Below are 13199 nucleotides of genomic sequence, written 5' to 3'. Positions count from 1 at the left end.
TAGCCTTGGGGCAAGTCGATTTCAGGATAATACATTATGAAAGCAGGCATAAAACGGATTGAGGCAACCTTACACGATTTAGACACTAAAGATACTGCTGGAGAAGCAGGAGATGCGACTAAGCGGCCACTGTCTTTTAGGATTAGTGTCACAGCTAAAGATACTACAGAAAGCGAAGCTAGCGCTCAAGAAAAGACAAAGGAGTGGGAAGTAGACTCTCAAGCTGAACTGGGAACAGAACAAAATTTATTTCCTCACCACAGTTCTGTACAAACCTTTCCTACAGAAGAAGGGGTTGGAAAAACGCCTAGTTTGCCAAAATTTAAAACTCCTTCCTTCAGTAGCCATCGCCACGGTGCTAATCCCGCCTTGGCAATGAATATACTCCAAGAAATTCAAGAACACGTAGCTGGGTGGCAGCAGGAATTACAAAGCATATTACAACAAATTCAAGATATTTATTTGGAAGGGCCGATTGTTAATGGTTGGTTAGAATCTAATCCCAAAGAACCAGAAACAGGAAGTACAGCTACTCTGCGTCATGCAGAAGTCGATCGCCTGATGAATTATGTCGAAGAAATTTGTGCTAGTGAGGGAAAATCACCAGCTCAAATTACAGGTTACCGCCTCTGTGGGGTTGATAATTCTGGTCAAGTTTGGTCACGTCCTTGTCCATCAGATCAGCTAGCCAGTGTGAGTATGGCGATCGCTCGTTACCAAAAATTACGTCAAATGTTGGGACGCAAGCAATACCTGGAAACTAAACTTAGTCAACTAGCAGAAACACTGGTAGTTTTACACAGCCACATCCAGCAAACATGAAATTTTGATATTATTTCCGCAGAAACCCGGTTGGTAGCGAGGAAAGTCTGAGTATAGATTAGCTCTGGGCAATCACACCTGCTGGTAGGGAGTAGGAAATAGGGAACAGGCAATAGGCAATAGAAAAGAAGGGAGGTAAAACAAAGGTAGAGATTGCGTGAATATTTATGCTCAAGGACGGGCTACGGCAAAAAATCAATTACTAATTACCAATTTAGTTGTCAAATTCACAACCGATACTTATGCCAGAAATCCAAATCTCTGCCATTATTTGTACTCACAATCGTGATACCTATCTAGGTGCAGCGATTGATAGCTTGTTGGCTCAGGATTTCTCAGGTGAATTTGAAGTTGTGGTGGTAGATAATGGATCTAGCGATCGCACCCGCGAAGTTGTTGCCGAAAGAGAAAGCCATCCCCGGCTAAAATATATCTTTGAACCTACCATTGGTTTATCTGTAGCTCGCAATACTGGTGCTAAAGTTGCCAGTGCGGCGATTCTGGCTTATTTAGACGATGATGCAGTTGCTAGTCATCAATGGCTGCAAGTATTGTATGCAGCTTATCAAGAGAATGAACAACTAGCGATCGCTGGCGGTAAAGTCACCCTTTTGTGGCCTCCAGATATCCAGCCGCCACGGTGGTTATCACCTGGACTAGCAGGAAATTTAGGAGCTTATGATTTAGGTGATAGCATAATCTACATCAAGCAACCAGGGCTAACTCCCAGAGGCTTAAATTACTCCATCCGCCGCACTTTTCTAGAAGAAATTGGTGGTTTTGATCCTCATTTGGGTCGAGTAGGAAAAAACCTCTTATCTAACGAGGAACTGCAAATGACAGAATTTGCTCTCAAATGTGGTTGGCAAGTCGCTTATCTTCCAGAAGCTTTGGTGGCTCACAACGTAGCCCCAGAACGCCTCAATCGTTCTTGGTTCTTAAACCGGGGTTGGTGGCAAGGAATTAGTGAGTGCTATAGAGAACAATTATCTGGAAAAGCGGGTATCAGTCAGTTATCACGGGGAGGGGAAAGGTTTGTACGCGGTTTGTACAAAGCCATGCGATATTTTACAGATCCAGCAGAACGTTTTGATAACCTTGTATATAGTTATGGTCAGATAGGTTACTTAAACGCTGCCATTCAAGGTCTGCTGTTTGCCGGAAATAGTAAAAAGTAACAAGAAAGTAGTCAATAGTCACTTAAAATAAATCATATATGTCATTAAAAGTTCCTGTTTCTGTACTCATTCCCGCCAAAAACGAGGAAGCTAATTTACCAGCTTGTCTCAATAGTCTTCAAAGAGCAGATGAGATATTTATTGTAGATTCTCAAAGCAGTGACAAAAGCATTGAAATTGCTAAAGAATATGGTGTTAATTTAGTCCAGTTTTACTTTAATGGACGCTGGCCAAAAAAGAAAAATTGGTCTTTAGATAACCTACCATTTCGCAACAAATGGGTACTGATTGTCGATTGTGATGAACGTATCCCCAATGAATTGTGGGACGAAATTGCTCAAGTAATTAAAACTGAAGAATACGCAGGTTATTATCTCAATCGCCGCGTATTTTTCTTAGGTAAATGGATTCGTTATGGTGGCAAGTACCCCGATTGGAATCTGAGATTATTTCAACACAAACTAGGTCGCTACGAAAATTTGCACACCGAAGACGTTCCCAACACTGGCGATAACGAAGTTCACGAACACGTTGTTTTACAAGGTAAAGTCGGATATCTCAAAAATGATATGCTCCATGAAGATTTCCGTGATGTTTACCACTGGTTAGAGCGACACAACCGTTATTCCAACTGGGAAGCCCGCGTTTATTATAATCTCATCACAGGGCAAATGGATGACGGTACTATTGGAGCTAATTTATTTGGTGAAGCCGTCCAACGTAAACGCTTTCTCAAAAAAGTTTGGGTACGTCTCCCCTTTAAACCGCTTTTAAGATTCATTTTGTTTTATATTATCCGGCTAGGTTTTTTAGATGGACAAGCTGGATATATCTATGGCAGATTACTCAGTCAATATGAATATCAAATAGGTGTGAAACTGTACGAATTACGCAACTGTGGTGGACAACTCAACACCGCAAATTCTTCCACCACATTACCACCATCTCTAACTCCAGAAATCGAACAATCGACAACATAGAATAGTGATGAGTAATGGGTAATGGGTAATGGGTAATGGGTAATGGGTAATGGGTAATGGGTAATGGGTAATGGGTAAGAGTTTTACCAATGACTATTGACTATTGACTATTGACCAATGACTATTGACTATTGACCAATGACCAATGACTATTGACTATTGACTATTGACCAATGACTAACGACAAACCTTTCGTAGATTTACGCCAATATGACCAATCTAGGTTTGATCGGGGACGTTCTGGACTGTATATTTTGTTATGGTGGTTGGTACAGGCGATCGCTTTTCCCCTATCGCCTCATCCTTTAAATATTTGGCGTTGTTGGATATTACGGCTGTTTGGTGCGCGCATTGGTAAAGGCGTAGTTATTCGCCCTACCGCCCGGTTTACCTATCCCTGGAAAATCACTATCGGTGATTACAGTTGGATTGGTGATGATGTAGTTTTATACAGCCTAGATGAAATTTATATTGGTGAACAATGCGTAATTTCCCAGAAAAGTTATTTATGCACTGGTAGCCATGATATTCACGATCCTGCTTTTGGCTTAAAGACAGCAGGTATCACCATTGGTAATGGCGCTTGGGTAGCTACCGACTGTTTCGTCGCCTCAGGAGTGAACATAGGCGCAAATGCTGTCATCGGTGCGCGTAGTAGTGTTCTCACGGATATGCCTGCTGGGCAAGTATGCTGGGGTAGTCCTTGTCGCCCTCAATATGCCAGACTGAAGGAATAGGTGGGGATTTAGCATTGCCCGAAATCCTTGTAGAGACGTTGCACTGCAACGTCTCTACATTCATTTTCACCAGATATCTAATGTATATCTTGGTGTTGGGTGACGCTACCCCTACAATCAACCTACAATTTTTAGCAACATTTTACCCTTGCCGCACTACTCCGCAACTCAAAACCGCATAATTCATAAAATCAATTTATCAAATCAACAAAAAATAGTATTTGCAGTTATCATGTTTCAACCGTAGATTAAAAACATCAAGCAACACAAAGATGGAAATTAAACAGACGGGTGCAACATGAATCCATTACAAAAACTCTTCTCCAACAATATTGATGCCAAATTAGCTCAAAAACCCCAGGTTGTAGAAGTGGTAAAAGCAACCTCCAGTGAAAACATGACTTGTGGAGAACGCCTAGCCGATAAGTTAGCGGCTGAAGTTGGTTCTTGGAGATTTTTGATTAGTCAAAGTCTGGTTTTGGCAGGTTGGGTTTATATCAACACTATCATTACAGCATTTTAGTGACTGAAATATTCACTTGTATTGACAGACATCCACTAAACATAACTTAGACAAAGCCAGTGCCAAGATTGAGGAGAGATAGAAATGAATGAACTTATGACAGCAATTACCACCGGAATTACAGCTTTTACAGCGACTAACATAGATGATTTAGTCATCCTGACGTTGTTATTCTCCCAGGTGAATAAAACTTTCCGGAGTTGGCACATTGTCATCGGTCAATATCTTGGCTTTGGTACATTGATTGTAGCTAGTCTAGTTGGTTTTGCTGGAGGCTTAATCTTACCCGCCAGTTGGACTGGTTTGTTAGGTTTAGTACCCATCGCTGCAGGCATAAGTCGTCTTCTGCATCCAGAGGATGATTCCTCAGCTACAGATGAACCAGAAGCAGATATATCTAATTATTCCTCTCAGGTGTTGGGTTTTCTCTCTCCTCAAATATATAGTGTAGCATCGATAACTATTGCTAATGGTGGTGATAATGTAGGTATTTATATGCCATTATTTGCTAATACCAGTTTTTATAGTTTACTAATTATTATTAGCACATTTCTACTATTAGTTGGAGTTTGGTGTTTCATGACTTATAAACTGACTTGCCAGCCAATAGTTGCCAACATAATTACTCAATACGGCAACAATTTTGTTCCTCTCGTATTGATCAGTATCGGTGTGTTCATTGTTTTAGATCATGCTTCGTTGACTCCTATGGCTTTAGTCATAAGCTGTGTGTGCTTGGCGTTAATCATGAAAATAATTCAAGTTTACAAAGCACCTACTGTTAGCCGTCTATAGAAGCAAATAGAAAAGCTAATTGCAAATTTTCTATCTCGAAAACTACCAGGACAAAATCTATGAAACTTTTAAAAACAGCCCTCGTTGCCTTAGTACTTTTGCTAAATTTGTTCATTGCTCAACCCTCTTGGGCAGGCAGACCAGATTTAACAAAAAGTTCGGACTACACTGAAGTTACCCAAGCAATTGATAATCTCCTGCAAATCAAAAATACACCTGATCAAACTGAATATACTCCAGAAGAGATTCAAAAAAAATTGGGTGATTTGAAATTACAAAAATACATTTTAGAAACAGCACAAGATTGGGCACAATGCCGTAATGAAACAGGCAAAACTCTAGGTGTGTATGCTCACAAAGCCAAAAAATCACCTCAACAAAATACTCTCTACTTTTTAGGTGATGGTCAAGTTACAGATAACGATTGGAATTGTGATGGTGTTTATCTACCAACTGGTAGCTTAGTGACTGAACTAGGACAAGAATTAACCGAACCTCTAGCAATTAAAATTGTCGATGGAACACAATTAGTAGCTAAAGCTAATCCAGAAACTGGCGCTGTTGAATTCAATGTTCCGCCAACTCAAGTTTTTAAAGCAGGAGAAGGAACTTGGTCGATTCCTAACCTTTCCCAGGCTGATATTGATGCCAGTGTTCCTAACGCACCAATTGAAGATTAATCGCTATCCTGTTTAATTTGTGTAGCTTGAAATAATCAGATACCCGATTTTAAAAAAGTCGGGTATTTTTATATTCCATCTTCCCAGTACCCAATACCCAGTACCCAGTACTAAATTTTCACAACAGTGCAACAATATCGCCACAAAGTCGCCATAAACAATATTTAGATTAGTTACTAGATATAAATATCCTTACAGACAACTATGGCGAACCAAATACAAGATCAATCTCCAGCATTAAACAATAAAAATTATCATCAAGCTTCTTGGAAAAAAGCGGTGGCATCGCTATCATTGGTGCTTCTGGGATCGGGAATGACTTTAGCAGGTGGCTATTTAGCCGGAAATCAGCAGCAGTTGCGGGAAAAAGCAGCTGATTTAGCTGTTAGTCGTGTCAATGCAGCTCCACCATTACCGAATACCACAGATCCCAACTTTGTAACTCAGGTGGTGCAGAAAGTCGGCCCGGCTGTGGTGCGCATTGATTCTTCTCGGACTGTCAAATCTGAATTACCAGCAGAATTTAACGATCCCTTTTTCCAACGTTTCTTTGGTTCCCAATTACCTCAGTCACAATCAAAAGTCGAACGAGGTACTGGTTCTGGTTTTATCATCAGTAATGATGGGCGGATTATTACCAATGCCCACGTCGTCGATGGTGCGGATACGGTGACAGTGATACTCAAAGATGGGCGTAGCTATCAAGGTAAGGTATTGGGGAAAGATGAATTAACCGATGTTGCGGTTGTGAAAATTCAGGCAGACAATTTACCAACAGTAGCATTGGGGAATTCTGAGCAACTACAACCAGGACAATGGGCGATCGCTATTGGCAATCCTTTAGGATTAGATAATACAGTCACTACGGGTATTGTCAGTGCTACCGGACGTACTAGCAATCAAATTGGCGCACCCGACAAGCGCGTAGAATATATTCAAACTGATGCAGCAATTAATCCTGGTAACTCTGGTGGCCCTCTGCTGAATTACCGTGGTGAAGTTATTGGGATGAATACCGCCATTATCCAAGGCGCACAGGGTTTAGGCTTTGCTATTCCCATTGCTACAGTACAGCGTATTTCTAATCAATTGATCGCTACAGGTAAAGTACAGCATCCTTACCTGGGTATCCAAATGGTAGGTTTGACACCACAAATTAAGCAAAATATTAACTCAGATCCCAATAGTGGTTTGAGTGTGGATGAAGATAAAGGTGTTTTAGTTGTCAAAGTCATGCCTAATTCCCCAGCCGCCAAAGCAGGGATACGTGCTGGCGATGTCATTCAAAAGCTAAATGGAACATCTGTTGCTGATGCTAGTAGTGTGCAGAACGCAGTGGAAAATAGTCAAGTAGGTGGAGACTTGCAGCTAGAAGTACGACGCAATGGCCAAAACGTGAATTTAGCTGTCAGACCTGGTGCATTCCCCAGTCAACAGGTGCAGTAGGTATCACAGTAGCAAAACAGAAAAATTATCAACTCAGGCTGAAACACTTTCTTGCAGTGTGTTTCAGCTTTTTTTATAGAAATGTAATTAGATACACATATAAGAAATAATCAAGTATAGAGTAGTATTGCTAAAAAAGTTAGTGGCAAAATCCTTGCTGATAATGGATTTTAAGCCTCATACCAATTCACAAAAATCCTGATACATATAGCTTACTCGTTGGGTATTGTCCGCCCACCGTTAAAACGGTGGTCTCATAGCTTAAGTCCATTAAAATGGACTCTGATATTCAGTCCTCTTGAGAGGACTTTAGCTATGAGACAGGGATTTACAATCCCTGACGGACTGACGGACTCACGTATTTGTATCATTATTAAAGTGAAATGGTATCACTTGTCTCAGAAATATGCGGAGGTAATAGAAGATATGTCCAGTGTGCTTCAACAAACTGCTACACTTTCTCTAGCAGCTGCGATCGCCTTACTATTTGCTGGTTGTGGAGAAAGTAAGGTTGCTCAATGTAACAAAATCATCAAAGTTGCTAATCAAGCATCTGTATTAGGTCAACAATCTAGTAAAGATCCTCAAGCTGTTAAGGGTTCTCAAAGCTTGAAGGAGCTTGCTACCAAGATAGACCAAATCAGTACAGAAATGAAAGGCTTAGAAATCAAAGATGAAAAATTACAGGCTTTTCAAACGCGCTTTCTCAAACTCTATCAAGACATTAGCAAAGGTTTAAATGATACAGCAGCAGCTGTAGATAAAAAGAATATCAAGGATGCCAATCGCTTTTTGGCAACCTTACAAAAAAGTAGTGTGGAAGAAGGTGTGATAGTCAAAGAAATCAATAGTTACTGCTCTGGTAAATAATAATTCTCGATCAGCAAATTAGAGGTTCAATATAGCAGTTAGCATTACCTGATTATTTTATTTTTTAATTAAAATTTTGCCTAATAATCAACTGTATACTGCTATATTATACTACATATTTTTAAGAGGGTGTTGGAAAAGTTTCAGTAGGTATAAAAATGTCATTCTTCCTTACGCTCCGCGTCAGGAAGAATCTAGGTTTTGTGGCACATACCGAGATGTTTCATTCCGCTACGCTGCATTCAACATGACAAAGAAACAGACTTTTCAAACGTCCTCTAATATGTACCTAATAAAGGTATCACTTTTTTCTTTAAAATATCAATTAAAGTCGGCTGCATATATGCAAATTCATCTGGTATATCTAAACATATCACTTTCTTGTCTTTCAGGAATGGCTGAAAGTTTTTAGCTAATTTCTGTTTATGTGATTTTTCCATCACGAAAATTATATCAGCCCACTCAATAGCCTCAGAAGAAACTACTACTTGGGCAGAGCGATCTAATCCAGCAGAATCAGTCTCTAATCCTTCGTAGTCAGCAAATACAGCCTCAGCTGTGGGACTTCGTAATCTATTCTGGCTACAGATAAATAACAACTTTTTCATTAAGGACTTTCCCAGAAATAAATCATTAATTTTATGGGGTGAGCATTTTGCCCATCCCCCGATAAAATTTGAATTTTTAATTGATATCAAGGGTGAAATTTCTAGGCTTGAATCCACACCGATACTGAACCGCCTTGACAACGGAATTCACCCCAACCGGCATCATTAGTAAATACGGGTTCTTTGATGTGTTCTGTTAAGTCGATAAACTTAGTATTGGGTTTGCCAACTTCCATCCATTTGGAGCCTTCTGGGCCATCACTCAAAATAACAGCGATCGCTTGTGGATGATTTGCATCGCCTAAGCGTGTCCAACCAATCGTATTCCAGTGATCAAAGTAATCATACTGTGGGCCGTAAGCATAATGTTGGCGTGCGTAAAGTAACTTATCAATAATCCAACGATGGGCTGGCAGATAAATTTTGTATCCCCGATCCTCGTATTCTGCGCCGTAGTAGTCGGCGTAAAAGACACAAGGATAACCTTCTCTCCGCAATAAAATGATGGCGTAAGCTAGGGGTTTAAACCAAGGTTCGACAACAGATTCCAATGCTTGTAGAGGTTGGGAATCATGATTTTCCACAAATGTCACAGCATGGGTGGGACGTTGCTGCATTAATGTCCCATCCAAAATCCGCCGCATATCATATTTACCACCAGATTTGCTGGCTTGATGGAAGTTGTAGTGAAGCGGTACGTCAAATACAGACATCCGTCCACCAACAGTATTGATATACCAATTGAGGGTATTAATATCGTTAGCCCAATATTCCCCAACCATGAACAAATCTTTACCAGCATGGCGTTCTAACTCCTCAATCCATTGAGGAAAGAACCAAGCGGAAATATGCTTGATCGCATCTATACGAAAACCATCGACATTAGTATTATCAAGATACCATTTACCCCAATAAGTAACTTCGCCCCGCACCCACTCGTTTTGATAATCGAGATCGCAACCCATCAAATAAGCAAAATTCCCATTATCTAAAGCTACATAATCATCAAATTTTTTACCTTCTAATAAGTACACTGTACCGCGATCGCCACTGTTATATTCGTTATAATCAACAGCATCAAAGTGCCACCAATGCCACTCAAAGTTAGAATATTTACCTTTTCTCCCTGGAAAATAGTAATGGGAGTATGTTTTAATTTCTTGTAATCCACCTTTAGAATTCAGGCGATCGTTTTGGGGAAAGGGTGTTGCTTTGAGTGTTTCGGCTGCATCACCACCCATCTTATGATTCAACACCGTATCTGCATAAACTTGAATACCTTTGGCTTGCAGAGATTTAACTGCATCAATATACTGCTGGCGTGTACCATACTTAGTCCGAATCGAGCCTTTTTGATCAAACTCACCTAAATCAAACAAATCGTACACACCATAACCAACATCATACGATCCCGCAAATCCTTTATAAGCCGGTGGTAGCCATAAGGCTGTAAAACCTGCGTTAGCTAATTCCTGTGCTGAACTTTCAGCCTTGCTCCACAAATTGCCATCATTGGGGATGTACCAGTGGAAGTATTGCATGATCGTGCCATTCAGCTCTGCCATATTTCATCCTGTACACACTGAGAAATATTCTATATAGGTAAAGTAAGGATTGAGACAGTTACATTTGGAAAAAATACTTAAGATTTTTGAGAAAGCTTAACTTTTAGGTATTATGCAAACGGCAATTATTCAGAAGTGTGTTGAGTTCTTTAGCAATTTTAAAAGGGTTTTTACCTATGAAGATGGAGGCAATAACGGCTTCATAAGGATTTCTACCTGTGTGTTTGACAGCAGTTATGGCATCTTTGGTTGAAAATCCCCTAGCACTGACTAGCCAGGCGGCTAAAACGTGACCTGTACGCCCAATACCACCACTCTCTACAGCTAAACACTTATAATCTGTTTGACGTTGTTAATTGGTAATAGGTAATAGTAAAGATCAATTACCTGTTACCAACAAGACTAACCATATCGTAAGTAGTTAGCTGAACTTGATATGATTTGCTACCAAACATGAAAATCCATCTAGCTTCTAGCCCCTATTTTTAGACTATGTGGAGCCTGCAAACGGTAAAATACGTGAGGTAAATTGGCGTGTACGATGTCACCTTCATATCGAAATCCTAATTTTTGGATAACTCGTTGAGATGTAAAATTGGTAGTCATGGTAAAACAAGCCAACTCGGAAAAACCCAGTTGCTCAATAGCTATTTTGAGGATAGATTCACCCATTTCTGTTGCTAATCCTTGACCCCAAAATGCTGACATGAGGGCATAGGCTAACTCTACTACATCATTACCAGCTACATTCACATAGCGCACACCTCCACGACCAATAAATTTTCCATTGACTTTATCTCTAAATACCCATAAGCCAAAACCATAACGCTCCCAATGTTCTAAGTTTTTATCGATAAACTGTCGTGTCTGTTCAGGAGAACGCACACCACCAAGGGTGGCCATCACCTGCGGATCTTGGTGCATCGTATCAATCTCTGCAAAATGTTCAAAGCGCAAGCGCTCTGCAATCATGCGAGCTGTAGAAAATGCTTCTATCACAGGGTTCACACACAAATAAATCAAATCAATGGGTTGTACTAGCTACAAGTTGCAGCTAATATGCTTGACTACAAAGTGCGATTGACCAATTACGTACGCATTATTACTGAATTTTACACACCAGACTTTTTAAACCATGCTTGAAGACGTTTCCAACCATCAAGAGCTTCTTTTTGGCGGTAGGAAGGACGGTAATCAGCAAAGAAGGCATGGGGTGCGTCGGGATAGACAATGATTGCCGATTTACTGCTACTGGTTTTGAGTTGCTGACGCATTTGCTCAACAGTATCGAGGGGAATACCTGTATCTTTACCACCATACAGTCCGAGAACGGGAACTTTTAATGTAGAGGCAATATCAACAGGATGCTTGGGAGTGAGTTCTGTAGCATTACCGACTAACCGCCCGTACCAGGCTACACCTGCTTTCACTTGGGGATTGTGGGCTGCATATAGCCAAGTGATTCTCCCACCCCAACAGAAACCTGTAATTCCTAACCTGTTGCCGTTACCTTTGCTTGACTTCACAGCCCACTTGACAGTGGCATCTAGGTCAGATAGTACTTGAGCGTCTGGTACTTTAGCAACGATCGCCCTAATTTCATCTATACTACTTAATTTAGAGACATCGCCTTGACGGACAAATAATTCAGGAGCGATCGCTAAATATCCTAACTTGGCAAAACGGCGAGTCACATCTTGAATATGCTCGTGTACACCAAAAATTTCCTGAATTACTAGCACTATCGGAAAATTGCTGCCAGTAGCAGGAAATGCTCTATATGCTGGTATTTCACCATCTGGCACAGGAATTTTCACTGCACCAGCTACTAATCCTTGATTATCAGTAGTGATGACTCCGGCCGAAATGGGTTGTACTGCGGCTGCAAAACCTGTTGCTAAAGAAGCAGTAGCGATAAATTTGCGGCGTGTTATTCTTTTCATTATTTTTATATCCAGCTATCCAAGAGATGCTCAGTTTCAGTCAGTATTACTCTGAGATAAGGATGACAAGTCGAAATTTTACTCTGATGGAAACTTGATTTTTTCCATCACATAACAGCACTTTTTTGTAATACTTTTATTCCCTAAATTTACAGTAATATAAATTTCCTGTCTAGTATAAGTCAGTTTAAGCTCTGGTTAATTTATGTATGAGCGATCGCCAGCCTACATCTAGGCTGCTGAACAAGCCAGAGAGCAAAAATAGCATTATGCAATCACTGTAATTTGACTACTAGTCAGAGGGGATTGATTTACTAGTCGTGCAATCTTGATTTGAGCAATAGTACTTAAACCATCGGCATCAAAAAATAAGTTACCTGTAGATTGGTCATAAATCAAGCGATCGCTTGCTGTGGTTGCACTAGTACCTAACCGAAATACACTGGGATCAAGTACACCTAAAACTTGACTCAAAGCAAATACAGTTTGAGAAATCACCAGTTTGTCATCTGTAATGGAGAAGTCATTGATGGTATCAAAATCACCTGCTACAGGCAAAGTTAGATAAAAGCTATCTTTACCAGCACCACCAATTAATAAATCTTGTCCTTGTTGACCTATGAGTGTATCGTTACCTTGACCAGCATCGATAGTGTCATCACCGTTACCTCCAGTTAGGCGATCGCTACCATCACCACCCAACAAGGTATCATTGCCATTACCACCAGAGATATTATCAGACCCGACACCACCGTTGAAGGTGTCATTACCTCCACCCAAATCAACAACAGCATCAACCCAAGCGATCGTTTAATTTATAAATTTTTTGCGGTATATAGTTTAAATAACAAAAATATGAACCCTCAGACAGTACTCTCTTCTTAGGTCTGTCGCCATCAGCCCAGATGGCAAAACCCTTGCCAGTGGTGATGATAATGGCTTTTCCTTATTTAGTGACAAGACCATCAAAATTTGGCGGCTAAAGTAGTGAGTGCTGAGTTAGCAGTTTTGAATATTGAGCTAGACACAGAAAAAGTCACCTAAACTATCTC

Annotated in this window: 14 protein-coding genes and 1 pseudogene; 10 read left to right on the top strand and 5 right to left on the bottom strand. The window is 40.4% G+C overall.

The annotated features are described in order from the left end of the window. Positions 1–36 precede the first annotated feature (36 nt). The 9 genes from FD725_RS17620 (at position 37) to FD725_RS17580 (ending at position 8031) form a co-directional block, all read left to right on the top strand. A complete protein-coding gene (locus FD725_RS17620) occupies positions 37–822 on the top strand; it encodes a hypothetical protein (protein WP_179049340.1) in 786 nt (261 codons plus the stop codon). 242 nt (positions 823–1064) lie between these two features. Continuing rightward, entirely contained in the window at positions 1065–2000 is a 936-nt protein-coding gene (locus FD725_RS17615) for a glycosyltransferase family 2 protein (RefSeq protein ID WP_179049339.1), read from the top strand. A gap of 38 nt (positions 2001–2038) precedes the next feature. Beyond that, on the top strand, positions 2039–2980 hold the full coding sequence (locus tag FD725_RS17610; RefSeq protein ID WP_179049338.1) for a glycosyltransferase family 2 protein: 942 nt from the start codon (positions 2039–2041) through the stop codon (positions 2978–2980). A gap of 173 nt (positions 2981–3153) precedes the next feature. Beyond that, a complete protein-coding gene (gene hpsU, locus FD725_RS17605) occupies positions 3154–3717 on the top strand; it encodes a hormogonium polysaccharide biosynthesis acetyltransferase HpsU (protein WP_179049337.1) in 564 nt (187 codons plus the stop codon). Between the two features lie 298 nt (positions 3718–4015). Then, positions 4016–4240, top strand: a complete 225-nt coding sequence (locus tag FD725_RS17600; RefSeq protein ID WP_179049336.1) for a hypothetical protein — start codon at positions 4016–4018, stop codon at positions 4238–4240. 84 nt (positions 4241–4324) lie between these two features. Then, positions 4325–5035: a cadmium resistance transporter gene (locus FD725_RS17595; protein WP_179049335.1), complete on the top strand. Its 711-nt coding sequence runs from the start codon at positions 4325–4327 to the stop codon at positions 5033–5035. Between the two features lie 59 nt (positions 5036–5094). Next, positions 5095–5715 (top strand): hypothetical protein, encoded by a 621-nt coding sequence (locus FD725_RS17590; protein ID WP_179049334.1) that lies wholly within the window; start codon positions 5095–5097, stop codon positions 5713–5715. A 204-nt stretch (positions 5716–5919) separates the two neighbouring features. Then, positions 5920–7161, top strand: coding sequence for an HhoA/HhoB/HtrA family serine endopeptidase (locus FD725_RS17585; RefSeq protein WP_179049333.1), 1242 nt, complete (start codon positions 5920–5922; stop codon positions 7159–7161). A 426-nt stretch (positions 7162–7587) separates the two neighbouring features. Continuing rightward, positions 7588–8031 carry a hypothetical protein gene (locus FD725_RS17580; RefSeq protein ID WP_179049332.1) on the top strand — a complete coding sequence of 148 codons (444 nt, stop codon included), beginning with the start codon at positions 7588–7590 and terminating at the stop codon, positions 8029–8031. A gap of 278 nt (positions 8032–8309) precedes the next feature. Here FD725_RS17580 and FD725_RS17575 read toward each other — a convergent pair whose 3' ends face one another. From FD725_RS17575 to FD725_RS17555, 5 genes are all read right to left on the bottom strand, one after another. After that, positions 8310–8639 (bottom strand): low molecular weight protein tyrosine phosphatase family protein, encoded by a 330-nt coding sequence (locus tag FD725_RS17575; RefSeq protein WP_179049331.1) that lies wholly within the window; start codon positions 8637–8639, stop codon positions 8310–8312. 101 nt (positions 8640–8740) lie between these two features. Beyond that, positions 8741–10204, bottom strand: a complete 1464-nt coding sequence (locus FD725_RS17570; protein ID WP_179049330.1) for an alpha-amylase — start codon at positions 10202–10204, stop codon at positions 8741–8743. A 465-nt stretch (positions 10205–10669) separates the two neighbouring features. Next, entirely contained in the window at positions 10670–11212 is a 543-nt protein-coding gene (locus tag FD725_RS17565) for a GNAT family N-acetyltransferase (protein ID WP_256871644.1), read from the bottom strand. A gap of 104 nt (positions 11213–11316) precedes the next feature. Further along, positions 11317–12147 carry a dienelactone hydrolase family protein gene (locus FD725_RS17560; protein WP_179049329.1) on the bottom strand — a complete coding sequence of 277 codons (831 nt, stop codon included), beginning with the start codon at positions 12145–12147 and terminating at the stop codon, positions 11317–11319. A gap of 267 nt (positions 12148–12414) precedes the next feature. Then, positions 12415–12927 carry a calcium-binding protein gene (locus tag FD725_RS17555; protein ID WP_179049328.1) on the bottom strand — a complete coding sequence of 171 codons (513 nt, stop codon included), beginning with the start codon at positions 12925–12927 and terminating at the stop codon, positions 12415–12417. 100 nt (positions 12928–13027) lie between these two features. Between FD725_RS17555 and FD725_RS33160 the strand changes: the two are divergent. Then, positions 13028–13135: pseudogene (locus FD725_RS33160) on the top strand (hypothetical protein); the annotation flags it as partial. Between the last annotated feature and the right edge of the window lie 64 nt (positions 13136–13199).

The organism is Nostoc sp. TCL26-01 (genome assembly GCF_013393945.1).
Taxonomy (GTDB): domain Bacteria; phylum Cyanobacteriota; class Cyanobacteriia; order Cyanobacteriales; family Nostocaceae; genus Trichormus.
The sequence above is the reverse complement of the archived record's forward strand: the minus strand, read 5'-3'. Positions and strand labels throughout refer to the sequence as shown.

Excerpts from the sequence above, each read along its gene's own strand:
- FD725_RS17620 (WP_179049340.1), top strand. The coding sequence starts at position 37 with ATGAAAGCAGGCATAAAACGGATTGAGGCAACCTTACACGATTTAGAC.
- FD725_RS17615 (WP_179049339.1), top strand. The coding sequence starts at position 1,065 with ATGCCAGAAATCCAAATCTCTGCCATTATTTGTACTCACAATCGTGAT.
- FD725_RS17610 (WP_179049338.1), top strand. The coding sequence starts at position 2,039 with ATGTCATTAAAAGTTCCTGTTTCTGTACTCATTCCCGCCAAAAACGAG.
- hpsU (WP_179049337.1), top strand. The coding sequence starts at position 3,154 with ATGACTAACGACAAACCTTTCGTAGATTTACGCCAATATGACCAATCT.
- FD725_RS17600 (WP_179049336.1), top strand. The coding sequence starts at position 4,016 with ATGAATCCATTACAAAAACTCTTCTCCAACAATATTGATGCCAAATTA.
- FD725_RS17595 (WP_179049335.1), top strand. The coding sequence starts at position 4,325 with ATGAATGAACTTATGACAGCAATTACCACCGGAATTACAGCTTTTACA.
- FD725_RS17590 (WP_179049334.1), top strand. The coding sequence starts at position 5,095 with ATGAAACTTTTAAAAACAGCCCTCGTTGCCTTAGTACTTTTGCTAAAT.
- FD725_RS17585 (WP_179049333.1), top strand. The coding sequence starts at position 5,920 with ATGGCGAACCAAATACAAGATCAATCTCCAGCATTAAACAATAAAAAT.
- FD725_RS17580 (WP_179049332.1), top strand. The coding sequence starts at position 7,588 with ATGTCCAGTGTGCTTCAACAAACTGCTACACTTTCTCTAGCAGCTGCG.
- FD725_RS17575 (WP_179049331.1), bottom strand. The coding sequence starts at position 8,639 with ATGAAAAAGTTGTTATTTATCTGTAGCCAGAATAGATTACGAAGTCCC.
- FD725_RS17570 (WP_179049330.1), bottom strand. The coding sequence starts at position 10,204 with ATGGCAGAGCTGAATGGCACGATCATGCAATACTTCCACTGGTACATC.
- FD725_RS17560 (WP_179049329.1), bottom strand. The coding sequence starts at position 12,147 with ATGAAAAGAATAACACGCCGCAAATTTATCGCTACTGCTTCTTTAGCA.